At 46.6% G+C, this 25,571-nt stretch carries 25 protein-coding genes and 2 tRNA genes; 13 read left to right on the forward strand and 14 right to left on the reverse strand.

The features are described 5' to 3' along the window. Positions 1–2 precede the first annotated feature (2 nt). From LG272_RS03850 to LG272_RS03870, 5 genes are all read left to right on the forward strand, one after another. A tRNA-Gly gene (locus LG272_RS03850) sits at positions 3–78 on the forward strand. Positions 79–179: 101 nt separating this feature from the next. After that, complete coding sequence (locus LG272_RS03855) at positions 180–905, forward strand: metalloregulator ArsR/SmtB family transcription factor (protein ID WP_126760187.1); 726 nt, start codon at positions 180–182, stop codon at positions 903–905. A 3-nt stretch (positions 906–908) separates the two neighbouring features. Further along, on the forward strand, positions 909–1,910 hold the full coding sequence (locus LG272_RS03860) for an ArsJ-associated glyceraldehyde-3-phosphate dehydrogenase (RefSeq protein ID WP_404409741.1): 1,002 nt from the start codon (positions 909–911) through the stop codon (positions 1,908–1,910). After that, positions 1,904–3,130 (forward strand): organoarsenical effux MFS transporter ArsJ, encoded by a 1,227-nt coding sequence (gene arsJ, locus LG272_RS03865; protein WP_404409742.1) that lies wholly within the window; start codon positions 1,904–1,906, stop codon positions 3,128–3,130. Before LG272_RS03860 ends, arsJ begins: the two co-directional genes overlap by 7 nt. A gap of 33 nt (positions 3,131–3,163) precedes the next feature. Further along, positions 3,164–3,239 (forward strand) — tRNA-Gly (locus tag LG272_RS03870). A gap of 16 nt (positions 3,240–3,255) precedes the next feature. Here the strand turns inward: LG272_RS03870 and LG272_RS03875 are convergent. Both LG272_RS03875 and LG272_RS03880 read right to left on the reverse strand, forming a co-directional pair. Continuing rightward, positions 3,256–3,663: a hypothetical protein gene (locus LG272_RS03875; protein WP_404409743.1), complete on the reverse strand. Its 408-nt coding sequence runs from the start codon at positions 3,661–3,663 to the stop codon at positions 3,256–3,258. Then, on the reverse strand, positions 3,663–4,034 hold the full coding sequence (locus LG272_RS03880; RefSeq protein ID WP_126760191.1) for a DUF423 domain-containing protein: 372 nt from the start codon (positions 4,032–4,034) through the stop codon (positions 3,663–3,665). Before LG272_RS03880 ends, LG272_RS03875 begins: the two co-directional genes overlap by 1 nt. A gap of 59 nt (positions 4,035–4,093) precedes the next feature. On the opposite strand from LG272_RS03880, the gene LG272_RS03885 reads away from it, so the two are divergent. The 4 genes from LG272_RS03885 (at position 4,094) to maoP (ending at position 10,299) form a co-directional block, all read left to right on the forward strand. Beyond that, complete coding sequence (locus tag LG272_RS03885; RefSeq protein WP_404409744.1) at positions 4,094–5,380, forward strand: acetyl-CoA hydrolase/transferase family protein; 1,287 nt, start codon at positions 4,094–4,096, stop codon at positions 5,378–5,380. A 126-nt stretch (positions 5,381–5,506) separates the two neighbouring features. Next, positions 5,507–7,591, forward strand: coding sequence for a cytochrome D1 domain-containing protein (locus LG272_RS03890; protein WP_404409745.1), 2,085 nt, complete (start codon positions 5,507–5,509; stop codon positions 7,589–7,591). Between the two features lie 2 nt (positions 7,592–7,593). Further along, positions 7,594–9,786 (forward strand): TonB-dependent receptor domain-containing protein, encoded by a 2,193-nt coding sequence (locus LG272_RS03895; RefSeq protein ID WP_404409746.1) that lies wholly within the window; start codon positions 7,594–7,596, stop codon positions 9,784–9,786. A 147-nt stretch (positions 9,787–9,933) separates the two neighbouring features. Beyond that, positions 9,934–10,299 (forward strand): DUF413 domain-containing protein, encoded by a 366-nt coding sequence (maoP, locus tag LG272_RS03900; RefSeq protein ID WP_126760195.1) that lies wholly within the window; start codon positions 9,934–9,936, stop codon positions 10,297–10,299. A 59-nt stretch (positions 10,300–10,358) separates the two neighbouring features. Here maoP and purD read toward each other — a convergent pair whose 3' ends face one another. The 11 genes from purD to cutA form a co-directional block, all read right to left on the reverse strand. After that, on the reverse strand, positions 10,359–11,648 hold the full coding sequence (gene purD, locus LG272_RS03905; protein WP_404409747.1) for a phosphoribosylamine--glycine ligase: 1,290 nt from the start codon (positions 11,646–11,648) through the stop codon (positions 10,359–10,361). 11 nt (positions 11,649–11,659) lie between these two features. Continuing rightward, complete coding sequence (locus tag LG272_RS03910; protein ID WP_404409748.1) at positions 11,660–12,508, reverse strand: class I SAM-dependent methyltransferase; 849 nt, start codon at positions 12,506–12,508, stop codon at positions 11,660–11,662. Positions 12,509–12,576: 68 nt separating this feature from the next. Next, complete coding sequence (gene purH / locus LG272_RS03915; RefSeq protein ID WP_126760197.1) at positions 12,577–14,145, reverse strand: bifunctional phosphoribosylaminoimidazolecarboxamide formyltransferase/IMP cyclohydrolase; 1,569 nt, start codon at positions 14,143–14,145, stop codon at positions 12,577–12,579. A gap of 70 nt (positions 14,146–14,215) precedes the next feature. Continuing rightward, the gene (fis, locus tag LG272_RS03920; protein WP_092593808.1) at positions 14,216–14,509 is read right to left on the reverse strand and encodes a DNA-binding transcriptional regulator Fis; all 294 of its coding nucleotides are present in this window, start codon (positions 14,507–14,509) and stop codon (positions 14,216–14,218) included. Between the two features lie 18 nt (positions 14,510–14,527). Then, complete coding sequence (dusB, locus tag LG272_RS03925; protein ID WP_126760198.1) at positions 14,528–15,493, reverse strand: tRNA dihydrouridine synthase DusB; 966 nt, start codon at positions 15,491–15,493, stop codon at positions 14,528–14,530. Positions 15,494–15,617: 124 nt separating this feature from the next. Continuing rightward, on the reverse strand, positions 15,618–16,499 hold the full coding sequence (prmA, locus tag LG272_RS03930) for a 50S ribosomal protein L11 methyltransferase (RefSeq protein WP_404409749.1): 882 nt from the start codon (positions 16,497–16,499) through the stop codon (positions 15,618–15,620). Between the two features lie 5 nt (positions 16,500–16,504). Next, positions 16,505–17,854 carry an acetyl-CoA carboxylase biotin carboxylase subunit gene (gene accC / locus LG272_RS03935; protein WP_126760200.1) on the reverse strand — a complete coding sequence of 450 codons (1,350 nt, stop codon included), beginning with the start codon at positions 17,852–17,854 and terminating at the stop codon, positions 16,505–16,507. A 23-nt stretch (positions 17,855–17,877) separates the two neighbouring features. After that, the gene (gene accB / locus LG272_RS03940) at positions 17,878–18,333 is read right to left on the reverse strand and encodes an acetyl-CoA carboxylase biotin carboxyl carrier protein (protein ID WP_126760201.1); all 456 of its coding nucleotides are present in this window, start codon (positions 18,331–18,333) and stop codon (positions 17,878–17,880) included. Positions 18,334–18,364: 31 nt separating this feature from the next. Continuing rightward, complete coding sequence (aroQ, locus tag LG272_RS03945) at positions 18,365–18,829, reverse strand: type II 3-dehydroquinate dehydratase (protein ID WP_126760230.1); 465 nt, start codon at positions 18,827–18,829, stop codon at positions 18,365–18,367. Positions 18,830–18,974: 145 nt separating this feature from the next. After that, positions 18,975–20,750, reverse strand: a complete 1,776-nt coding sequence (locus tag LG272_RS03950) for a protein-disulfide reductase DsbD (protein ID WP_404409750.1) — start codon at positions 20,748–20,750, stop codon at positions 18,975–18,977. Continuing rightward, positions 20,747–21,070, reverse strand: coding sequence for a divalent-cation tolerance protein CutA (gene cutA / locus LG272_RS03955; RefSeq protein ID WP_126760202.1), 324 nt, complete (start codon positions 21,068–21,070; stop codon positions 20,747–20,749). The genes LG272_RS03950 and cutA overlap by 4 nt, the downstream gene beginning before the upstream one ends. A 178-nt stretch (positions 21,071–21,248) precedes the next feature. Between cutA and LG272_RS03960 the strand changes: the two genes are divergently transcribed. The 3 genes from LG272_RS03960 to LG272_RS03970 all read left to right on the forward strand — a co-directional run bounded on the left by LG272_RS03960 (position 21,249) and on the right by LG272_RS03970 (position 23,868). Then, entirely contained in the window at positions 21,249–21,542 is a 294-nt protein-coding gene (locus LG272_RS03960; protein WP_092856976.1) for a co-chaperone GroES, read from the forward strand. Between the two features lie 13 nt (positions 21,543–21,555). After that, positions 21,556–23,190, forward strand: coding sequence for a chaperonin GroEL (gene groL / locus LG272_RS03965; protein WP_404409751.1), 1,635 nt, complete (start codon positions 21,556–21,558; stop codon positions 23,188–23,190). A 165-nt stretch (positions 23,191–23,355) separates the two neighbouring features. Next, complete coding sequence (locus LG272_RS03970; protein ID WP_404409752.1) at positions 23,356–23,868, forward strand: DUF3016 domain-containing protein; 513 nt, start codon at positions 23,356–23,358, stop codon at positions 23,866–23,868. A 20-nt stretch (positions 23,869–23,888) separates the two neighbouring features. Here LG272_RS03970 and epmB read toward each other — a convergent pair whose 3' ends face one another. Beyond that, positions 23,889–24,887: an EF-P beta-lysylation protein EpmB gene (gene epmB, locus LG272_RS03975; RefSeq protein ID WP_404409753.1), complete on the reverse strand. Its 999-nt coding sequence runs from the start codon at positions 24,885–24,887 to the stop codon at positions 23,889–23,891. 111 nt (positions 24,888–24,998) lie between these two features. On the opposite strand from epmB, the gene efp reads away from it, so the two are divergent. Then, the gene (efp, locus tag LG272_RS03980) at positions 24,999–25,568 is read left to right on the forward strand and encodes an elongation factor P (RefSeq protein WP_126760206.1); all 570 of its coding nucleotides are present in this window, start codon (positions 24,999–25,001) and stop codon (positions 25,566–25,568) included. The last annotated feature ends 3 nt before the right edge of the window (positions 25,569–25,571 follow it).

Consider the following 25,571-nt stretch of genomic DNA (forward strand, 5'->3'; position numbering starts at 1 on the left):
ATGCGAGAATAGCTCAGCTGGTAGAGCACAACCTTGCCAAGGTTGGGGTCGCGAGTTCGAATCTCGTTTCTCGCTCCAAATTCAAAAAACCCGAAAGCGTTAAAACTTTCGGGTTTTTTATTGTCTTTCATCTCATATCTGATTTATCATATATCTGTTTTTACAGATATGAGAAGCCAATGAAAATTCTATTCTTATGTTCAGCTAACTCGGCTCGCTCGATTATGGCAGAAGCGATAATGCGACATTTTGCAGGCTCTGAGATTGACGTGTTTAGCGCTGGGAGTCAGCCAACTCACGTCGAGCCGGAAGCACTGGCAGCGTTATCTGCACTGAATGTAACGACTGAAGGATTGCATTCCAAGGCAATTGAAAGCCTTGGTGAAATGGCGTTTGATTATGTTATTAGTCTGTGTGACCGAGCACGTCTTGAGTGTCAGGCAGATTTTCAGGGTGTTAATTTTATCGCATGGGATTTTTCTGATCCGGTTTCCAGCAAAGAGAACGACGCCTTTTTGCGTACTGCAAAAGAATTGAGTGAGCGTATTCGAATGTTCTTACTGGTTCTGCGTAAGCGAATGCAGCAGCCTCATCTCTTCAATAGCCCACAAGATTTCTTCAAGATTATGGCGGACCCGTTACGGTTGACTATGATTTTAATGGTGGCACGTCATACCGAGCTATGTGTTTGTGATTTTGTTGAAATGACAGGAATGTCACAACCCAAGGTATCGCGTCACTTAGCTCAGTTAAGAGAATATGGCTTGCTATTGGATAGACGAGACCATCGCTGGGTGCATTACCGATTAAACCCTGCTTTACCCGACTGGATGCGCAAAACAATTGCGGTAACCGCAGAGCACAATCCACAACTTGGACAATATTCAAAGAATGCGAAGGAGTAATTTATGGCGATTAAGGTTGGAATTAACGGTTTAGGACGAATTGGTCGGCTTGCGTTACGTTTGATTTGGGAGAATCCGGCATTTGAATTGGTACGGGTCAATGATCCGGGTGCCGCGGCCGATACGTTCGCACACCTAGTCAATTTCGATTCGGTGCATGGGCGCTGGCACCATGAGGTTGAAGCCTCAGATGATAGCTTGATTATTCAGGGAAAAACCATTGCATTCACTCGTTTTAAAACAATCTCTGAGAATAACTGGGCCGACTGCGATGTTGTGCTTGAAGCATCTGGCAAAATGAAGACGGTTGCGGTTCTAAACGACTATTTACAACAGGGCGTCAAACGCGTCGTAGTATCCGCACCAGTGAAGGAAGCAGGAGCATTAAATATCGTAATGGGCGTCAACGATCATCTGTTTGACCCAAATCAACATCGTATTGTTACTGCTGCGTCATGTACAACAAACTGCCTAGCTCCGGTAGTTAAAGTTCTTCAGGAAAAGGTTGGCATCAAACACGGATCAATCACAACCATTCATGATTTAACTAACACACAAAGTATTCTTGATGCGCCGCATAAAGATCTGCGCCGTGCACGCGCCTGTGGGATGAGCCTTATTCCAACCTCGACTGGTTCAGCGACAGCAATTATCGAAATATTCCCAGAACTCAAAGGAAAAATAGATGGTCATGCAGTGCGTGTGCCATTAGCTAATGCATCGTTAACTGACTGTGTATTTGAGGTTGAAAGACCGACAACAGTTGAGGAAGTTAATGGTTGGATGAGAGCCGCGGCGCAGGGCGACCTAAAAAACATTCTTGGGTATGAAGAGCGTCCTTTAGTATCCATCGACTATAAAACGGATCCGCGCTCGAGCATTATCGATGCACTCTCAACAAAAGTGATTAATGGCACACACGTGAAACTCTATGCTTGGTATGACAACGAGTGGGGTTACGCCAATCGTACGGTTGAGTTAATGGAGAAAGTTGGCACATGCTAGCCAATCTATCTCCTGCCATTCGCCAATACATATTGGTAACTGGAAATTATTGGGCGTTTACCCTTACAGACGGTGCCTTGCGCATGTTGGTGGTACTTCATTTTCACCAACTTGGCTACACTGCGCTGGAAGTCGCCATGCTGTTCTTATTTTATGAGTTTTTTGGTGTCGTGACGAACTTGGTCGGGGGCTATTTAGGTGCTCGCTGGGGGTTAAACCGGACGATGAATATTGGCTTGGGATTACAAATAGTCGCTTTAGCGATGCTTTTAGTTCCTAGCCATTGGTTGACAGTGATCTGGGTCATGTTTGCACAAGCACTTTCCGGAATAGCAAAAGATTTAAACAAAATGAGTGCTAAAAGCACCATAAAATTGCTGGTTCCGGAGGCTGCTCAAGGACAGCTATATAAGTGGGTCGCATTATTAACCGGTTCAAAGAATACCTTAAAAGGAATTGGTTTTTTTCTCGGCGGTCTATTACTTACCTGGATAGGTTTTGCAGGTGCCGTTTTAGCTATGGCATCGATGCTGACGGTGGTTTGGCTCTCCAGTTTGATCTTTCTAAAAAAAGATACCGGGAAAGCGACATTCAAACCGAAATTTAAGGAGTTATTCTCAAAAAGTCGTCCAATCAACATCCTTTCGGTCGCAAGATTTTTATTATTTGGTGCGCGCGACGTTTGGTTTGTTGTAGCGCTTCCGGTATTCCTTGCTAGTCAACTAAACTGGGATCACTGGCAAGTTGGCAGTTTTCTTGCCTTATGGATTATTGGATACGGTGTGGTTCAAGGTTTCGCACCGCGGTTAACATCGATAACCGCAACTCATCGAACATCAAATCAAGCAGTGATGTGGGGCGCATTATTAACACTAAGCCCGTTATTATTAGCTGTGGCGTTGTGGCAAGAGGTACCGATAACACCGGCTATTATTGTTGGTTTAGCCTTGTTTGGGCTTTTATTTGCAATCAATTCATCGCTGCACAGCTATTTGATAGTGTCCTATTCTCGCGCTGATGGCGTATCTCTCGATGTTGGTTTTTACTATATGGCGAATGCGGCAGGCCGTCTGCTTGGTACCGTTTTATCGGGCTGGGTATATCAGCAAAGCGGAATACTAGCGTGTTTAGTTATATCCGGTATTTTATTGGCGTTGTCGACGTTGGTTGTTGGGCAATTGCCGGAACGTTCGGCAGTATTGACATCAACTGACCAATAGTTAAAATTCGTGACCTCAACGTCGTAAACCAGTGCGGGAATAGCTCAGCTGGTAGAGCACAACCTTGCCAAGGTTGGGGTCGCGAGTTCGAATCTCGTTTCCCGCTCCAATTCTTCTATTCAAGACTACGGATTTTTTGTTTCGCGAAGAAGCACGAGCGCAGGCTCTCGCCATGGCAATAATTCTATCCGACCATTTCGAATATCTACCGTTGTTACCAAAAACTCGTTGCCATGCTGAACAAACTCACTGGTGAGTACCTGAAAATTTTGAAGTTCATGCGCATGTTCGCGTAAGGGAACGGCATGGCTACTCATGAAAAACGTTTCAAGTTCTGCGCGAGTAGGTAAGCGCAAATTAGAATCATCTCGTAAGGCTTGCTTTGCATCGAAGGCCGACAACAAGATAACTTCACCTTGGCAATGCAGCCCTTGAGGAGTTTGTCCATACCAGCATTTCTGCCATGGCACATCGCATGCAACGGCCGCCGATATTAAGAAAAAACAACAAGTAGCAATCGTAAACTTGTTCATCAGAACTCCTTGAGCATGGCCCAAAAAATCCAAATCCACGCCACGATAAAGCAAACACCACCAATGGGTGTAATAGGACCAAAAAATTGGATGCCAGTTAATGCCAACATATAGAGGCTTCCAGAAAATAAGATAATCCCGGCGAGCATAATCCAACCGCCTGTGCGCAAGCCACTTGCTTTAGGGTAAGGAATTAATAGAACGGCAACCATCAATAACCCGAGCGCGTGATAAATTTGATACTGAACGCCAGTTTGAAATACCTCGACCATTTCTGGACTAATCATTTTTTCTAAACCGTGTGCCCCAAATGCGCCAAGAATTACCCCTAACGCCATATTGATTGCACCGAGCATAACGAATACTTTCATACTATGTTTAGACTTACGTTAATGAATGACGTTTAAAATGTAACTGAAAAGGAATCACGATGCTCGTTCAAAATGCACAAGAGGCGTTACAAATTCTCGAAAACAATGATGTCATCTGGTGCCAATCGATGGCTGCAACACCTTATAAATTGCTCGAAGGTCTCGCCGAAGTCGCACTTTCCCGTCGTAATTTAACGTTACTGCAATTGCATACTGAACACAGTGAAATTTTAAGTAATCCGGAGCTGAAAGGGCACCTACGGCAACGTGCTTTCTTTGTGGGTAAATCGACACGAGCCGCAGTTAATGAAGGGTTAGCTGACTATGTGCCGATGTTTTTATCCGAAATTCCCAAACTATTTCGGTCTGGCGAGCAACCGCTTGACGCCGTGCTCATTCAGGTTTCTCCGCCGGATGCGCATGGTAATTGCAGCTTAGGTATCTCGGTTGAAGCCACACGGGCGGCTCTGCAAGTTGCGCGTAAAGTCATTGCTTGGATTAACCCGCGCATGCCCCGTACACATGGCGATTCGTTCATATCACTAAAGCAAATTGATCGTTACTTTGAATATGAAGCAGCGATGCCTATACATGCCCAACCGAAGCAGTCGGCTATTACCACGCAAATCGGCGAACGAGTAGCTAGCCTCATTAATGATGGGGATTGTTTGCAAATGGGTATTGGTGCGATTCCCGATGCTACTTTACGTTGCTTGGGCAACCACAAAGATTTGGGTATTCATACCGAAATGTTTTCAGATGGCGTTCTCCCATTGGTAGAAAGTGGTGTTATTAATAACTCACGCAAGCGCAAACACCGCGGTCGCATTGTCACGACTTTTGCCATGGGGAGTCAGAAACTATATGACTTCGTTGATGATAACCCGTTGGTGGCGTTCCTCGATGTTGAGTACACCAATGACACCTCGGTGATTCGCCAAAACAAGCAAGTGATGGCAATTAACAGTGCACTTCAAATTGATCTAAGTGGTCAGGTTTGTGCCGATTCAATGGGCACTAAAATTTATTCAGGTGTTGGTGGGCAAATGGATTTTGTGCGAGGCGCGAGCCTATCCGAAGGTGGTCGTTCGGTGATTGCATTGCCGGCTACAGCTTGTGGTGGTCAGGTATCGCGTATCAGTAGCATGCTTAATCCTGGTGCGGGCGTGGTAACGACTCGAGCGCACGTTCACTATGTTGTAACTGAGTTTGGTGTCGCTAATTTGCGTGCTAGAAGTTTGACCGAACGTGCTGAGTCATTGATTAGTATCGCCGCACCGCAATTTCGTGAACAACTCGCGAAGCAAGCTTGGGAAGACTGGGGCTTACGAGTACGTACCTCCTAGGAGGTACTCATGAAAGCCCAATAACCGCACTCTCTTTAGTGACATAGATCAAAAAATAAACATCGACTAGGCTTAGGATTAGACACGGTAGTCTCATTTCTCGATGATCCACAAGGAGGACATCTAATGAAATCAAGTAGTGTAACTAAGCTGTATCCGAAACTTTCTGCATTAGCTATTGCTACTGGACTGTTCGTGACCGCCGGTAGTTCGGTTGCGTTCGCATCAGACGATGGCAAAAAAGCTTATGAGGCTAATTGCCAAGCTTGTCACCAACCAACCGGTAAAGGTTTACCAGGGGCATTTCCTCCATTAGCCGGCAATTCAAACGTCACCGGCGATAAACTTCATGTGGTGCGTACAATCCTAAAAGGTATGTCTGGTCCGCTGGAAGTCAACGGTCAAAAATACAATGCAGTTATGCCACCCATGCAGCATATTAGTGACGAAGATATTGCTGATATCACGAATTACGTGTTGTCGAGCTGGGGAAACAAGGGCGGTGAAGTCACTGAAGATGAAGTGGAACAAGTTCGCGTTGAACTTGGCCTGAAAGATCGTGCCGAGGGACAACCGCACAAGGGCTCAACTGCGGCCGAAGTTGGCTACAAAGGTGCACCATCAACTGTCTCTGGCGGTAAAATGATGAGAACGTCGGGCGCACCTGATATTAGCGAAGAAGACTTCGCAAAAGCACAGGAAATTTATTTTCAACGCTGCGCAGGTTGCCACGGTGTGCTGCGCAAAGGCGCTACCGGTCTTCCATTAACCACTGATATTACCCAGAAGAAAGGAACTGATTATCTGAAGGCGCTGATTAATTTTGGTTCGCCAGGTGGTATGCCGAATTGGGGGACATCGGGCGAGCTCAGCGAGAAAGAAATTGATATGATGGCGCGCTTCTTACAGCATGAACCGCCCACACCTCCTGAGTGGGGCATGAAAGACATGCGAGACTCATGGGTTGTTCATGTAAAACCAGAAGATCGTCCAAAGAAACCTCAGCACAAATATAATGTCGACAACATGTTTGCGGTGACATTACGCGATGCTGGCGAAGTTGCCATTATTGACGGTGATAGTAAGAAAGTGCTGAATTATGTGAAGACGGGCTATGCCGTTCACATCTCTCGGGCATCAAGTTCAGGCCGCTACTTCACCACCATCGGTCGAGACGGCAAAATCGATTTGATTGATCTCTACATGAATCCGCCGCAAGTTGTTGCTGAAATCAAGATTGGCCTCGAAGCACGTTCTGTTGAGAACTCTCGCTTCAAAGGCTATGAAGATAAAATTGCCATTGCAGGTGCATACTGGCCGCCACATTATGTGTTAATGGATGGCGAGTCATTAGAGCCACATAAGATTGTTTCGACTCGTGGTATGACTGTCGATACTCAGGAGTATCATCCAGAGCCACGGGTGGCTGCTATCGTGGGCTCACATAAGCACCCAGAGTTTATCGTTAACGTGAAAGAAACTGGCCAAATTAAGCTAGTGAATTATTCCGATATTGATAACTTGCAGGTAACGACTATTGACGCTGCGCCATTCCTACACGATGGCGGCTGGGATCGGTCAGGGCGCTACTTTTTAACTGCAGCAAATGAGAATGACACAATTGCTGTAGTTGATGCGTTAGACCGTGAATTGGAAGCGTTGATTCCGGTGAAACGTATTCCGCATCCAGGTCGTGGTGCTAACTTTATCGATCCAAAAAATGGACCAGTGTGGGCAACTAGTGCACTTGGTAATGCAGATATCACGCTTATCGGTACCGATCCTGAAAAACACAAAGATAACGCATTTAAAGTGGTTCGTGTGTTAGAAGGTCAAGGTGGTGGTTCGCTGTTCATCAAAACCCATCCGAAATCAAAAAACCTATGGGTTGACACACCTTTCAATCCTGACGCCAAAGTATCTCAATCGGTAGCTGTGTTCGACATCAACAATTTAGATGCCGGCTATAAAACGTTGCCAATTGCTGAATGGGCCGATTTAGGTCCGGGACCAAAACGAATTGTACAGCCAGAATATAATATGGCCGGCGATGAAGTTTGGTTCTCGGTTTGGAGTGGTCAAGAAGAGCAGTCTGCGATTGTTATTGTGGATGATAAAACACGCAAGCTGAAACATGTCATTAAAGGAGAAAAAATCATTACTCCTACTGGCAAGTTCAACAACTACAACACACGGAACGAGGTGTACTAAGCGTGAAATACACAGCACTTGCTGGTGTTGTGGCTGGGGCATTAGGTTTAATGCCCCAGTTAACACTGGCTTTACCACAAGAAGTGAACGAAGCAGCAACGACTCAGCAAGACGCTGACATGGAAGTGATAACTGTGGTTGCCCATCGGCAACCACGCCAACTTTCCGAGGTTGCCGGTACCGTAACCATCATTAACGAAGATGATTTACAACGCGATCTCGTAATTAATGCTGCCGATTTAGTGCGGTATCAACCAGGAGTAGAACTTGATGACGATAGTAGCCGGTTTGGTAACAGCGGTTTTCGTATACGTGGTATTGGCGGTAACCGCACCGCAGTCGTAATAGACCAAGTGCCTGTCGCGGATTATTTTGCGGTTGGTAGTTATTCTGATACGGGGCGAGGGTTACTTGAGCTTGGGTTAGCCAGCCGAGTTGAAATCCTACGCGGGCCCGCATCGACAATGTATGGTAGCAAAGCTTTAGGTGGTGTCGTTGCCGTTCATTTGCTTGATGCAGAAGACGTATTGCTCAATGATAAGCGCGGTTCTCGAGTTCAAGCAGGGTTCAATTCTGACAGTCATCGTGCGAACGTCATGGGTGCGACAGCATTTGGCGGTGGCGGTACGCGTTTATTATTAGCTGGCGCCGTTCAGTACGGTGAAGATATTCGATCTGCTGATTTAGACGATGCATTGCGTGATGAACAACATCGTCGTCAGCAAGCTGTGTTAGTTAGTGCAGAAACGGATACTGCTTTCGGTGAGTGGCAATTCACGCTTGATGCGATGAACGAATCGCGTGATACCGATATTCAGTCGATTATAGGTACTGGTCGACTCAGTGCCACAACGAGTTTGGTGGGCGAAGATAGTCGTAATCAGTATCGATTACTTGCCGAACTTAATATCGACCCGATGGGTTGGATAGACCGCGGTAGTTGGCGGTTATACCACCAAAGCACGGAAATTGAACAAGACTCTTTTGAACAACGCATGTTGTTACCCGAGCCACTCGATATCGAGCGTTTGTTTGATTTTGAACAAACCACAACTGGCGTTGGCACCGATCTCGAAACAGACATACAAATTGCGAGTATTCGGCATCGTATCGGTTATGGTTTTGAACTCATGAGTTCGACACTTCAAGATCAACGCGATGCGTCGCAGACTAATCTAGCCACCAATGAAACAACCAAAACCCTATTAGGTGAAACCTTCCCGCTTCGCGATTTCCCTCGAAGCCGCGTAACCGAGTTGGGTATCTACCTACACGATGAATTTGAATTGTGGGAAGACGGACCGATATTAAGCCCTGGTATACGCTACGAACATTACAAGCTTCGTACACGCGAAGATGCCCTGTTTACAGAGCGATACCCAGACACAGAGGTCACTGATTTAACGCATGACGCTTGGCTTCCTAAGTTAGGTGTGATTTGGTCGGTCGCTGATAATACTGAATGGTTTGCCCAGTACGCACGTGGCTATCGAGCGCCGCCATTTTCAGATGTGAATATTGGTTTGTACTACCCGCAGTTTCAAGTGTTAGCCATTGCAAATCCTGATTTAAAGGCCGAGCGTGGTTATGCATTTGAAACAGGTTTACGCGGACGTGACAGTGATACTCAGTGGTCAATTACCGCTTATCACAACCGTTACAGTGACTTTATTCAAAGTCGGGCTTCATTGGGTTTTGATCCAGCCCGTCAGTTGTTAATTTTCCAGTCCATTAATCGCGATAAAGTGGTCATTGAAGGCGTTGAAGCTAACTGGGAGCAACGTTGGACGGACACATGGTCGAGCGCAGTAAGTGCTGAATATAGCCGAGGCGAAGACCGTGAGAGTGGACGAGATCTCGCCGATGTGGCACCACCGCGACTCATTGCGCAACTCCAATATGAAGCACAAGACTGGGATACACGCCTAGTATTCACAGCCGTAAGAGGGCAACGCGAGCTTGTTGATGAAGCGGAGAGCCCATTATTCTCTGCACCCGGTTATGCAACGTTTGATTGGATTTCACGTTGGTATGCCACGCCAGATTTAAACGTAACCGCGGGTGTGTTTAATCTCACTGACAAACGATACTGGCGCAATGCACGAGTGAGCGGGATGCCAGTTGATGACCCGTCGTTGCCAGTTTTAGCCGAGGCAGGTCGTAGCGTTGGAGCATCGCTGTATTATCGGTTTTAACAACCCATTTGAAGCGTCGGTTCGAAATAAAAAACGTAAAAAATTTCGAAAATTGTTGACAACTTACGGTTTCGCCTCTATATCGTCAGTGACGCAAAGAGGCGTTACCGTTTACCTGTAGTTGTTGGTCTGGAGGATGGGCACACAATGGCAACAATGAACCGTGATCAAATTATGAAGAAGCCGTTTAACGACTTCAAAAACTACCCGTACGGATTTGCTCGTTCGGGCGATTTTTCAATTCGCGAAAGTGAGCTGTTAGCAAAACACGGCAGTTTGATTGCGGCGTTGATGAGTGGTGAACTAGAGCCAGAGTCAGCCGAAGAACAGTCATTGTTAGCAGTTGCTCGAGGCGAAAAAGCTGCTGACTCACCAGTCGAAAAGGCGTGGTCGAAATATCAGGCGCGTATTAATCGTCCGAAAGTGGGTAGTATGTATGGTCGCAGTCGCTACACTGATGATGCTTTTGAAATCAGCGGTGGTGATGACGACGACTTAGTCGTTGAGGACTAAAAAAAGCGCCTTTTGAAGTGACCCCATAAAGTTGAGGTCACTTCATTTACGGCGCTTTTTTATACTTGCTCGCGAGCTATGGCGCGATACGCAATATCGGTTCGAAAATAAACATTGTTCCAGTTTATTTTGCTCAGCGCAGCATAGGCTTTATGTTGTGCGTCGGTGACATTGTCGCCAATGGCGGTGACACATAGAACACGACCGCCAGCAGTCACTAACTGGTTGTTGTCGTTAAGCTTGGTGCCTGCATGGAAAACCTTAGCACCGTTCGCTTCAGCCGCATCAATACCTGTTATCACATCGCCTTTCGCATAATTATCCGGGTAGCCGCCAGCTGCCATCACCACGCCCACCGTTGCGCGCGGATCAAAATCAATGCTTTTACCAGCTAATTTGCCTGCACAAGCCAACTTGCATAGTTCGACTAGGTCAGAACGTAAGCGCATCATAATTGGCTGCGTTTCTGGGTCACCAAAACGACAGTTAAATTCTAAAACTTTAGAGGTACCGTCTGGCGCAACCATTAGCCCAGCATACAAGAAACCGGTATACGGGTAACCTTCGGCGGCCATGCCTTCAACAGTTGGCTGAATGACATGTTGCATAACCCAATCATGCACTTCAGGGGTAACCACAGGTGCCGGTGAATAAGCGCCCATACCGCCCGTATTAGGGCCTTTATCGCCGTTATCGCGCGCTTTATGGTCTTGGCTTGAAGCAAATGGCAAAGCTGTCTTGCCATCCACCATCACGATAAAGCTCGCTTCTTCACCAACCAAAAACTCTTCGATTACTACACGACTACCGGCGTCGCCGAAACGATTGCCAGCTAGCATATCGTCAATGGCAGCAAAAGCATCGTGTTCGTTGTCAGCGATAATAACGCCCTTACCCGCTGCTAAACCGTCCGCCTTAATAACAATTGGTGTACCGTGCTGGCGAACATAATCTTTCGCAGCAGCGACATCGGTAAAGGTGCCATAAGCTGCTGTAGGAATGTTATGACGTGCAAGGAAATCTTTACTAAACGCTTTTGATCCCTCAAGCTGCGCGGCAGCTTGAGTTGGGCCAAAGATTGATAATCCAGCGGCGGTAAACTTATCGACGACACCAAGTACCAAGGGCGCTTCGGGACCGACAATTGTTAATTCAATTTGCTTGGCTTTCGCAAAGTCTAACAATCCGTCGATATCGTCAGCTGCAATGGCCACGTTTTCGATACCTGATTCGGCTTCAGTACCAGCATTTCCGGGTGCAACAAAGACCGTTTCAACAGCATCTGACTGTGCTGCTTTCCATGCCAAAGCGTGTTCGCGACCACCGCCGCCAATTACCAATACGTTCATGTACTCTCTCGTTACGATTTAGGTTTTACAAATTTGAGGGTGAAGCGATCACTTTCACCAATTGCAGTATACTTTTCTTTGTCTTCGTCGCCTAAGCGCAGTGTCGGCGGCAAAGTCCAGACACCACGAGGATGATCAGCAGTGTCATTTGAGTTCGCGTTAATTTCGCTGCGTTCCGCTAACTCGAAGCCAACCGACTCCGCCATAGCGATGGCAAAACTCTCTTTCATATAACCCGAGTTGGCCATATCTTCGTCGGGGCGAGTTTCCGGTAAGCGATGATCAACAACACCCAAGACGCCACCTGGTTTTAATGCCGTATAAAATTGCATAAATGCATCTTGCACAGCTTCCTCTCCGCCACTCATATACCAGTTATGTAAGTTACGGAAGGTGAGCACCATGTCGGCACTTTCTGGCGGTGCAATAACGCTATCGCTCATTGGCGCAAATTCAGTGACAACAACGGCGCTAAAAGTTGAATCGTTGGTTACACGTTCCATAAATGCTTGGCGTGAGCGCTGGTAATACTCGCTACTGCTATTCGCTGGAAAATGAGCAGCATAAAGCAGGCCGTCATCCTTTAAATAGGGCGCTAAAATTTCAGTGTACCAGCCACCACCAGGTGAAATTTCGACTACCGTCGAATTTGGCTGAATACCGAAGAACTCAAGAGTTTCTGCCGGGTGGCGGAACTCATCGCGCGAACGATTTGAGGCCGATCGGGATTCGGAGTTAATGGCTTGCTGTAATAAATTAACTGAATCCGCGTCCGACTCGATTGATTCTGAGCAGGCGCTTAGGCCAAGCACGGTTATAGGGATGAACAACAGATTTAACATACGGTTACGTACAGTCATTATCTTGCTCCTTAGCTATAAGATAGCTTCATCCTAAACCGTGCTAGCCATTTCAGCAAACGAATCCGTTAGTGACGGAAGTGACGCATGCCAGTAAACACCATGGCAATACCGTGTTCATTTGCTGCTGCGATAATTTCCTCATCACGAATTGAACCGCCCGGTTGGATGATTGCGGTAATACCTGCAGCTGCAGCCGCATCAATACCGTCACGGAACGGGAAGAAAGCATCGGATGCCATCACCGAACCTGGTACTTCCAAATTCTCATCAGCCGCTTTAATACCAGCAATTTTGGCACTGTAGACGCGGCTCATTTGACCGGCACCAACACCAATCGTCATACCATCGCGAGCGTAAACAATGGCGTTCGATTTAACGAACTTAGCCACTTTCCAGCAGAATAATAAATCCTGTAACTGCGCATCTGTCGGTTGCTTTTCTGTGACAACTCTTAAGTCGCTTAGGGAGACTTCACCTTGATCATTATCTTGAACTAGCAAACCACCGTTTACGCGCTTGTAATCGAGACTTGGCGTGCGCTCGGCTGGCCATTGCCCACATTCTAATAAACGTACATTCGCTTTGTTTGCAACAACGTCACGCGCCGCTTGGCTCACCACCGGAGCAATGATGACTTCGACAAACTGGCGGTCCACAATGGCTTTAGCGGTATCGCCGTCGAGCTCTCGGTTAAAGGCGATGATGCCACCAAACGCTGATGTTGGATCAGTTCTGAAGGCGCGATCGTATGCTGCCAAAGGCGTTTCACCAATAGCGACACCACATGGGTTCGCATGCTTCACAATCACACATGCAGGTTGTTCAAACGATTTAACGCATTCAAGCGCAGCGTCCGTGTCAGCAATGTTATTGAACGATAACTCTTTACCCTGCAACTGCACAGCGGTTGCCACAGAGGCTTCTTTCGGCTTAGATTCCACGTAGAACGCCGCTTGTTGATGGCTATTTTCGCCATAGCGTAAATCTTGCTTCTTCTCGAACTGTGCATTGAAGGTTCTCGGAAACTTGCTTTCTTGCTGTGGTAGGCGGGCACCAAAGTAATTCGCAATCATACCGTCGTACTGTGCAGTATGTTCGAAGGCTTTAATGGCTAAATCAAAGCGCGTATCAAAAGTCAGGCTATTGTCATTCGCATCCATCTCAGCAATCACGCGATCATAATCTTTCGCGTTGACGACGATGGTAACATCGCGATGGTTCTTAGCCGCTGCACGAACCATGGTCGGGCCGCCAATATCGATATTCTCAACTGCATCTTCATGTGAGCAATTTTCATCGGCAACTGTTTCTGCAAATGGATAAAGATTCACTGCGACTAAATCAATTGGCGCAATATTTTGCTCAGCCATCACCTGCTGATCAACGTCGCGACGGGCTAAAATACCGCCATGAATTTTGGGGTGTAAGGTCTTAACGCGACCATCCATAATTTCGGGTTGCCCAGTATGTTCCGAAACATCCGTTACCGGCACATTATGTTCACGAAGTAATTTTGCCGTACCACCCGTTGATAGAATAGCGACGCCGCGTTGCACGAGCGCTTGTGCAAAAGCGACTATTCCAGTTTTGTCGGAAACACTTAAAAGGGCGCGTTGAATAGGACGATGTTGCATGGTTGCTCTACCTTTTTGATGTCTTACAAAGAAAAAAAGAGCACACAAGGCGCTCTTTTTCTGGGGGCACTTAGTTCATGCCGTATTTTTTCAGCTTCTTACGCAAGGTGCCGCGGTTGATGCCAAGCATCGTTGCGGCGCGGGTTTGATTACCACGCGTATAGGTCATGACCTCTTCCAACAATGGTGCTTCAACTTCAGCGAGCACTAATTCATATAGCTCTTCTGGATCGTGTCCGTCAAGCTGCTTCAAAAATGAATTCAACGCTTGCTTTACCGAATCACGTAGCGGTTTCGGCTGAGCATTGTTACCAATTGTGGTAAATGGAGAAATCGGATCACGATTTGCGTTTTGATCAAACATAGGTGCGCTCTATCTCTTCTAGTTTACTGTTGCAAAAAACTTCGCCAGGGCATTTAGTTGTTCGTTAGCATCGTCGATGCCGACAAACTCCCGACGAAAAGCTGACGCGGGTTGTTGCTGTTGTAAGTACCAACCCACATGTTTTCGGGCAATCCGAACACCGCTGTACTCACCGTAGTGTTGGTGGAGATTGCGAACATGTCGTAAAACAACGTCACAAACTTCATCAATACTTGGTGGCGGGAGTTGCTCGCCCGTTGCCAAATAATGAGCAATTTCACGAAACAACCACGGATTCCCCTGTGCGCCGCGGCCAATCATAATGGCATCGGCACCGGTATACTCAAGAACCTGTTTTGCCTTTTCAGGCGTGGTGATATCACCGTTAGCAACCACTGGAATTGTCACTGCATTCTTAATTGCTCGAATGGTGTCGTATTCCGCATTGCCCTTATACATGCACGCCCGGGTTCTGCCATGAACCGCTAATGACTGAATACCAAGTTGCTCAGCAAGCTTGGCAATTTCAACGCCGTTGCGATTATCTGGGTCCCACCCCGTACGTATTTTCAGTGTGACAGGCACATCTACTGCTGCTATTACCGCTGTCAAAATCGATTCGACCAGTTTTGGATACTGCAGTAACGCCGAGCCTGCCAGCTTCTTATTTACCTTTTTCGCAGGGCAGCCCATATTAATATCGATGATTTGCGCGCCGTTATTCACATTGTGAATTGCCGCAGCAGCCATCAATTCGGGCTCAGCCCCTGCAATTTGCACCGCTCGAATACCAGGTTCATCAGCGTGTTCCATACGGTCACGCGACTTTTTGGTATCCCACACCAACGGATTACTCGATAACATTTCAGACACCGTCAAACCAGCCCCCAACTCTTGACATAAACGTCGAAAGGGAAGGTCGGTTACTCCCGCCATTGGCGCAAGTATCACTGGATTGTCTAATTGATATGGTCCGATCCGCATCGGTTAAAAACTGTGCAACTCAAGGGTGGGAAATTTTAGGGAATTTGGCGGCTAAAGAAAAGGCTGTAATTTGTACAAAAGCCGCCTTTTTTGTACTTTTTGCTCTTGACAAATTGCAGGAATATTACCGTCTGCGCTTGGCGTGTAGCATTACCCAGTCATCTTTGACCTGAGCAGGGCTAAATTCAAATTGCTCTTCATAGGCAGCCTGCACGGCTGGAATTTGCCGTTCAAGAATACCCGACATGACCAATTCGCCACCTTCAGCGACATAATTAGTGATGATATCTGCAAGTTCTTGTAATGGTCCCGCGAGAATATTGGCAACCACAACATCGGCTTTCAGGGTTGGTTGATTACTTGGCAGATACACTTCAAGCTGTTCGGCTACGCCATTGCGTTCGGCATTTTCCATACTTGCGATGAGAGCTTGTTTATCAATATCGATACCCACAGCGCGTTTAGCACCTAACAATAATGCACCAATGGCTAAAATGCCCGAACCACAGCCAAAGTCGACAACGGTTTTCGCAGTTAGATCCTGGCCATCAAGCCACCCGAGACACAATGCGGTGGTGGGATGTGTGCCAGTACCGAAAGCCATGCCGGGGTCGAGCATAATATTGACCGCGTTGGGATCAGGAATATCCCGCCAACTCGGACAAACCCACAAGCGCTTACCAAACTGAATGGGGTGGAAGTTGTCCATCCATTCGCGTTCCCAGTCTTTGTCTTCCAGTTGATCCGTTTTGTAATTGAATCCGTCTTTGAAGTAACTCGACTTCTTCAAATTCTTGATAACTGGCGCCAAATTAGTCTCAGCGGGAAATAAACCAGTGACTAGCGTTTCTTGCCAATAAACAAGTTCGCCAAGCGGTGGTTCAAAAATGGGATTATCTTGTGCATCACGGTAAGTTACGGCCATGGCGCCGTTGCCTTCAAGCATGTCCCCAATATTTGGGGCATGCTTTTCAGGCGCTGAAACGGTTAGTTGAATCCAAGGCATGGGGGTTAGTGACCACCCATACCAAGTTTCTTCTCGAGATAGTGGATGTTGGTGCCACCGTGCTGGAAGTTCTCGTCAGCCATAATGTCTTTTTGCAACGGTACGTTGGTTTTAATGCCTTCAATAATTAATTCACTCAAGGCATTACGCATACGGGCAATCGCGACATCACGATTTTCACCGTAAGTAATCAGCTTACCAATCATCGAATCGTAGTTTGGCGGTACTTTGTAGTCCGCGTAAACGTGCGAATCCCAACGCACACCCAAGCCACCTGGCGAATGGAAACGTGTAATCAAACCCGGTGATGGTACAAAGGTGTTTGGGTCTTCAGCATTAATACGACATTCAATGGCATGTCCGCGAATGACGATATCTTCTTGCGAGATAGACAATTGACGACCTGCGGCAACACGCAATTGCTCTTTAATGAGGTCGATTCCGGTGATCATCTCGGTCACAGGATGTTCTACTTGAATACGTGTGTTCATCTCGATGAAGTAGAACTCACCATTTTCATACAAGAACTCAAACGTGCCTGCACCACGGTAGCCAATTTCAATACAGGCCTTCACACAGCGCTCGCCAATAAATTTACGCATTTCAGGAGTGACACCCGGTGCTGGCGCTTCTTCCACAACTTTCTGGTGGCGCCGTTGCATCGAGCAGTCGCGCTCTCCTAAGTAAACGGCATTACCTTGACCATCAGCTAGCACTTGAATTTCGATGTGGCGCGGATTCTCGAGAAACTTCTCCATGTACACCATCGAATTACCAAACGCAGCGCCGGCTTCAGCTTTGGTTGTACTAATGGCACGTAGCAATTCGTCTTCTTTTCGAACGACGCGCATACCACGGCCACCGCCACCACCAGCTGCCTTTACGATTACTGGATAACCAATGCGCTTGGCAATTTTGATATTGGTGGCATCATCATCGCCCAGTGGTCCGCCAGAACCTGGAACACACGGGACACCCGCTTTTTTCATTGCTTCAATAGCTGATACTTTATCGCCCATTAAGCGAATCACATCAGCCGTAGGGCCAACAAAAATAAAGCCAGAGTTCTCAACCTGCTCAGCGAAGTCAGCGTTTTCAGCTAAAAAGCCATAACCAGGGTGAATGGCTGCAGCGTCAGTAATTTCCGCTGCACTAATAATACGTGGAATGTTTAAATAGCTATCGGTTGATGGTCCATTACCAATACAGATTGACTCGTCCGCCAACAACACGTGCTTTAAATTGCGGTCGACAGTGGAATGCACTGCAACCGTCTTGATACCGAGTTCTTTACAGGCGCGCAATATACGCAGCGCAATTTCACCTCGGTTTGCTATCACTACCTTATCTAACATGACTATGTCCTGTGTCGATATACTTATTCGATGACAAACAGAGGTTGGTCAAATTCGACCGGCTCACCGTTCTCAACAAGAATTTGTTTCACCACACCGCCTTTATCGGCTTCAATTTGGTTCATCATCTTCATCGCTTCAACAATACACAGGGTATCGCCGGCTTTTACTTGTTGACCAACGCTAACAAAGTCAGCGGCACCAGGTGCTGGAGCGGCATAGAAGGTACCAACCATTGGTGATTTCACCACATGGCCAGATAGCTCAGGTGCTGCTGGAGCTTCGGTTGCCGCAGGCGCCGCTGGAGCCGGAGCCGGGGCTGCCATCATTTGTTGTGGCGGAAGTTGATAGTGCATCGGCGCGCTGTGACTACCACCACGGTGAATACGTACCGACTCTTCACCTTCGGTAATTTCAAGTTCGGCAATACCTGATTCTTCGACCAGTTCGATCAGTTTTTTAATTTTACGAATATCCATGATCTATTATGACCCCAATGTTTTATGTTCGTTATTGCTTGCTTAGAAAGTGCTTCGCCGCTTGTAGCGCAAAGTCGTAACCTTGAGCACCAAACCCACAAATTACACCAACAGCAATATCTGCTAAAAAGGAATGCTGACGAAATTCTTCGCGAGCGTGAATATTGGAAAGATGTATTTCGGTAAATGGAATTGCGACCCCGGCGAGCGCATCCCGCAACGCAATGCTGGTATGTGTATAGGCGCCGGGATTAATAATAATGTAATCGACATGTGACGTTCGCGCTTCGTGAACCCAGTCAATCAATTGATGTTCGGCATTTGATTGCCGACAATCCAAAGTGATACCCATCGATTCGGCATGTTCGCGTAAGCGATGCTCAATTTTGTCGAGCGTGTCGCTACCATAGATTTCCGGCTCACGGGTACCTAACAAGTTAAGGTTAGGACCATTGAGTAAGAGCACTCTGAATTTTTTATCGTTATTTGCTGTCATAATGCTGCGATCTGCTGCGAACGTATCAAGATTGATATTAGAGGCCATTTGCAGCCTCTAATTCAACACCTAATTCAGCATTATAGTGAAAAAATGAGAATAAGCAGCAAAATACTGGTCTTATCACCGCTGTTCGCTGCAAGTTTTAACGTGTTTTTAACTCTTTTATGTGTTCAGCGAAGTTTTCTGCTGGCATAAATCCAGTAACCCGCGTGCGACTTATCTCTTGTTGGTTCTTGAAGAATAAAATCGTAGGCAAGCCAAGAACTTGATATTCAGCGAGAATCGCGTTGTTTGTGCTAGTGTTCGCAGTAACGTCAGCTTGCAGCAGAACCACATCAGCGGTTACCGCCGCAACCTCGTCAGCCGAAAACGTATCACGTTCAAACTCTTTACACGCCACACACCAATCTGCATAGAGATCGAGCATGACAACCTTATTATCGATGGCAGCATCTTCTAGTTGTCGCTGAATTTCAGCTACTGACTTTACTTGAATAAATGGCAACGAATGATGTGATTGCGGCCACCAACTATATAACAGCACAGCACTAATAATAAGCCACGCTGCTGCGAAACGAGCGGCAGCTTTTTTCGAAAGTTCGCGTATGTCTGCTTGAATCAGATAAATAGCGCTAAGTACAATAAACACGACCCATAACCAATCAGCGATAACGTATGGAATGAGTCGCTCGACAAGCACAATAGCGACGCCCAACAACACCACACCAAATACGCGCTTGATGGTATTCATCCACGCACCGGCTTTCGGTAACAGTTTGCCGCCAGTTACCCCAAAGGCTAGTAGTGGCAAGCCCATACCAACACTTAATGCATAAAGCACAGCGGCGCCAATGGTTAAATCGCCCGATTGCGCAATAAATAACAAAACACCTGACAACGGCGCGGTGGTGCAAGGCGATGCAATCAATCCTGAAATTGCTCCCATGGTAAACACGCTACGATGCGCGCCGCCACGTTGCGATTGGCTCAATTGGTTCAAGTAGTTTTGCCAACTTTGGGGCAGTTGCAGTGTATACGCCCCCAACATACTTAAGGCCAAGAGCACAAACACAACGGCTAATGTGATGAGAATGGCAGGGTGTTGCAACATGGCTTGATAGCGCAAGCCAGCAAGCGCCACCACCACACCTAATATTGAATACGTGATTGCCATGCCTTGCACGTAAGCAAGGCTTAAGGTGAACGCGCGGCGGGTGCTTAATTGCTTCGGTTGGCTAGTGCCGGCACCAGTCTGTCCCATAATAATTGCGGAAATAATAGGATACATTGGCAACACGCAAGGGGTGAATGCTAAGCCAATACCAAGCACAACGAACAGCAGTAAAACCAACCATAGCGGCTTTTCAATAATGGCATCAAAAAACGTCGATGATGTGGTTTGCTGGGAGTTCTCGGCAACTTGCTGAAAGTCAATTGAAGCTGAACCGTCGCCTTTTACAGCACTGAGATAAACGGTTTTTTCGGTCGGTGGATAACACAAACCCGCATCGGCGCACCCTTGATACGAAATGGTAAACGCTTGATCGGGGCTTGCTTGGCTTAATTCATAGGTGAGCTCTACAAAGTCACGATAAACAATTGTTTCACCGAAAAACTCATCAACGTGAGGTTCACCTTCTGGTAACTGTGGCTCTGCTTTTAACTGGACTGGCGTTTTGACAACAAAACGATGCTGATACATGTAGTAACTGTCAGCAATCTCCCAGCTAAGTGTGAGTTTATCGCCCTGTTGCCGAAAATCGAACTGAAACGCTTCATCAACCGGCAGAAATTGATTTTGTTGTGCAAACGGATCATCCTGCCCTAATTCAAATTGTGCTTGTGCAAGAACCGCCGATGTCAGCGACATCCACAACGCAAACATCATAACAATGCTTCGATACCACATAGACTTCATGATTGGGTGACCTGTGTAATCCAGTTTAAATAGCTTTCAGAGCCTTCGGTAATAGCTAACGCGACAATTTCAGGAACATCGTAAGGATGCGCAGTTTGAATGAGTTCAAATAGTGCATCAAGTGAACCGAGCGTTGTTTTGATTTGCAGCAAAACTTCTTCATCGGCATGAATGTGGTCATCCCACCAATACATTGAGGTTGATGGTGCAGAGATATTCACACATGCCGCATAGCGCGCTCGCAGTATCTTATCAGCTAGTGCTTTGGCAACATGTTTATCTGGACAACTACAAATCACTAAACGATGTTCTGTCGTCATACATACACCTGTACGTTGAATTTTGGTCAGTATACGAAAACAAAAAAAATTTATCAGAAAACCTTGATATCAATTTTTTACCCCCCATAACAGGGGCACAACACATTTTTTAACAGCTTCAGTTCATCGCTGAAGCATAGTTATCAACCACAAACATTAGGTTTAGGAGTTATCAACGATGAAACTTCGTCCTTTACATGATCGTGTGATCATTAAACGCTCTGAAGCAGAAACCAAATCTGCAGGCGGTATCGTGCTGACTGGTTCAGCAGCAGAGAAATCGACGCGCGGTGAGGTTGTTGCAGTAGGCAATGGTCGCATCTTGGATAACGGTGACGTGAAAGCTTTGGATGTCAAAGTAGGTGACAGCGTATTATTCAACGAAAGCTATGGCGTAAAAACGCAAAAGATTGACGGTGAAGAATACCTGATCATGTCTGAATCAGACATTTTAGCGATTATCGAAGCTTAAGAGGGAAACGAACATGGCAGCTAAAGAAGTTAAGTTTGGTAACACAGCGCGTCAGCGCATGTTAAAAGGCGTCAACATTCTAGCCGACGCAGTAAAAGTAACCTTGGGTCCAAAAGGCCGCAACGTTGTTCTAGAAAAATCATTTGGCGCACCTTTGATCACCAAAGATGGTGTATCGGTAGCGAAAGAAATCGAGCTTGAAGATAAGTTCGAAAATATGGGCGCGCAAATGGTCAAAGAAGTTGCGTCAAAAGCTAACGATGAGGCGGGTGACGGAACGACGACTGCAACCGTATTAGCGCAAGCCATTGTCAACGAAGGTTTGAAAGCCGTTGCTGCGGGTATGAACCCAATGGATTTGAAGCGCGGTATCGATAAAGCTGTTATCGCAGCGGTAGAAGAATTAAAAGCATTGTCGCAGCCTTGCAACAACTCAAAAGCAATCGCACAGGTCGGTACTATCTCTGCCAACTCTGATAGCACCATCGGCGAAATCATCGCTCAAGCTATGGACAAAGTAGGCCAAGAAGGTGTTATCACCGTTGAAGAAGGTCAAGCTTTGCAAGACGAACTTGACGTTGTTGAAGGGATGCAGTTTGACCGTGGCTACTTGTCACCATACTTCATCAACAACCAAGAGAACGGTACGGTTGAATTAGAAAGCCCGTTCATCTTGTTGGTTGACAAGAAAATCTCAAACATTCGCGAATTACTTCCTGTATTGGAAGGCGTTGCGAAATCAGGCAAGCCACTGTTAATCATCGCTGAAGACGTTGAAGGCGAAGCATTGGCAACCTTGGTAGTGAACAACATGCGTGGCATTGTGAAAGTTGCTGCGGTTAAAGCGCCAGGTTTCGGTGACCGTCGCAAGGCGATGTTACAAGATATCGCGGTATTAACCGGCGGTAATGTGATTTCTGAAGAAATCGGCATGGAGCTTGAGAAAGCTCAGCTTGACGACCTTGGTACCGCGAAGCGTGTTGTTATCAACAAAGATAACACCACCATTGTCGACGGCAGCGGTGATCAAGCCTCAATTGAAGGTCGCGTGACGCAAATTCGTCAGCAAATTGAAGAAACTTCTTCTGATTATGACCGTGAAAAACTGCAAGAGCGTTTGGCGAAATTGGCCGGCGGCGTTGCAGTGATCAAAGTTGGCGCGGCCACTGAAATGGAAATGAAAGAGAAGAAAGCTCGTGTTGAAGATGCGTTGCATGCAACTCGCGCTGCGGTTGAAGAAGGTGTGGTACCTGGTGGCGGTGTCGCGCTGGTACGTGCAGCAAGCAAACTTGCTGACCTACGTGGTGACAACGAAGACCAAAACGTTGGTATCAAACTGGCATTGCGTGCAATGGAAGCGCCACTTCGCCAAATCTCAACCAACGCTGGCGCTGAAGCATCAGTAGTTGCGAACAACGTGAAAAACGGTGAAGGTAACTACGGTTACAATGCTGGCCAAGATGTTTACGGCGACATGCTAGAGATGGGTATTTTGGATCCAACCAAAGTTACCCGTTCTGCACTGCAATTCGCTGCATCAGTAGCTGCGCTAATGATTACCACTGAAGCGATGGTTGCTGAGCTACCGAAAGACGAGCCAGCTGCACCAGACATGGGTGGCATGGGCGGAATGGGCGGCATGATGTAAGCCGACCGACGCGTCGAACGAAATAAAAGGAAGCACCTTGGTGCTTCCTTTTTTGTTTGTAGCTTGTCACAAAAATCCGTATTCCAGCGTCTATACTGTTGGATGCACAGAATTGTATGCAACGAATTGAAAGCACACGAATCATTGTGCTCAATGGAGGCAAGTATGAAAACGTCTGTATTAGGTTTTGCAATTGCTACTGCTTTAGTAGCTGGCGTAGCCAATGCGGCTGAAGTTTCGGTGAAATGGGATGATGTGAAGTCGTTTACTGATTTTGAAGCCGTGAACGAGTTGAAGAGCCGATTTGAAGAACGAACCAAGGCAAACTTTACCGAGTATGTTGAAACATTAGGGCAAAAGCTACCTGAGCAAAATAAACTCGAAGTTACCTTCAATGATGTTGATCTTGCAGGACGAGTTGAGCCAACGTTTGGCGCAACAAGTAGTGCGTTTCAGCGCATTCTAGATGACGTTTCTTATCCGCACCTTGTGATTTCATATCGGTATACTGATGCACAAGGAGAGATCATCAGTGAAGCTGATCATGTGGAGCTAAAAGCACTCGCGCCATCACGAAACATTCGGAATGTGATGGGTTCTAGTCGTGATAGTCTCTATTTTGAAAAAGAATTATTACAAGACTGGTTTCGTGACACGTTTCCGAATGCTACTGATTAGCGAAAATGCATTGGCGGTAATTAAAGCGGTGTTTTACTCGCTTCGCCAGCAATTTCACGCACTAACTTAGGAACCAGAAAACCAGGTAAACGAGCTCGCAGCTGCCGTTCAAGTTCGCGAGCTCGCTCATCACTCACTGCGAAATGACTCGCTCCAGCAACTTTGTCTAATTGATGTAAATAGTAAGGAATAACCTTCGCATCAAAAAGAGCTTCACTTAAATCGACTAGCGTATCTGCCGAGTCGTTAACGCCTCTCAGCAAAACACTTTGATTCAATAGCGTGATGCCGTGGCGAGCCCAATATTCTAAAGCGTCTTTTAACGTACTCGATATTTCCCGCGGATGATTGGCATGTAAAACCAAAATTGCTTGTAAGCGACTTTGCTGTAGTCGCTTCGCTAGATTTTCCGTCAAGCGTGATGGCAATACAATGGGCAAGCGACTATGAATACGCAACCGCTTTAGTTGCGGCAACTCTTCTAGCACCGAAATCACTTTAGACAATTGGTCGTCATTTGCCATGAGCGGATCGCCGCCACTCAAAATCACTTCATTGATAGCCCCATCTGATTGAATGAGTTCAACCAACTGCTGTAACTGAGTGCGACCGAAGTGGTTGTCTTCATAAGGGAAGTGACGCCGAAAGCAGTAACGACAGTTTATCGCACAACCACCCCGCAAAATAACAAGTACACGCGATTTGTATTTGTGCAGTATGCCGGCGTGATTACTATTTTGTTCTTCCAGCGGGTCGGCGATAAAGCCTTCTTTTTGTTCAAACTCGGCTTGATTTGGCATCACCTGAAGTAGCAGTGGGTCATGAATATCGCCTTGGCGCATCAAGCCGACGAAATAGCGAGTAATACGAAGCGGAAATAATTCGCGCGCCTTGGCGTTTTGCGTAATCCAGTTGTCAGGCAGGCGTAATAAAGCACCCAATTCACTTGGGTCTGATATAGATTGTGCTAACTCCTGCTGCCATTGCGGTCGGACAGAGATGACATTCAAATTCGACACAGGCTTCCTGTAAAATTGTTGCGTGACGTGAATTATTTTACCTGAAAATTGCTGCGTTATGGTTTATTATTGGCCGCGAAATCGCTTAATTTGAAAGCATATGAGGAAGCTATGGCGAATTACAGCACAAATGAATTCAAAGCTGGTTTAAAAATCATGCAAGATGGTGAGCCATGTAACATCATCGACAATGAAGTTGTTAAACCAGGAAAAGGGCAAGCGTTTAACCGCGTACGAATCCGCAAACTGATTAGCGGAAAAGTCGTTGAAAAAACCTTCAAATCAGGTGAATCGGTAGAAGGCGCAGACGTTGTTGATATGGAATTAGCCTATTTATATAACGACGGTGAATTCTGGCACTTCATGAACAACGAAACCTTTGAACAATTAGCTGCCGATGCGAAAGCAGTTGGCGATTCAACCAAGTGGTTGGTGGAACAAGATACTTGTACACTGACATTGTGGAACGGTAATCCAATTGCTGTAACGCCACCGAATTTTGTTGAGCTTGAAATTGTTGAAACCGATCCAGGTTTGAAAGGTGACACCGCGGGTACTGGTGGTAAACCAGCAACGTTGAGCACTGGTGCTGTCGTTCGTGTACCACTGTTCGTACAAACTGGTGAAGTGGTAAAAGTTGACACGCGCTCGGGCGAGTACGTATCACGCGTTCAAAAATAAGTT

It is taken from the genome of Pseudidiomarina marina (assembly GCF_044807045.1).
GTDB classification, from domain to species: Bacteria; Pseudomonadota; Gammaproteobacteria; order Enterobacterales; family Alteromonadaceae; genus Pseudidiomarina; species Pseudidiomarina marina.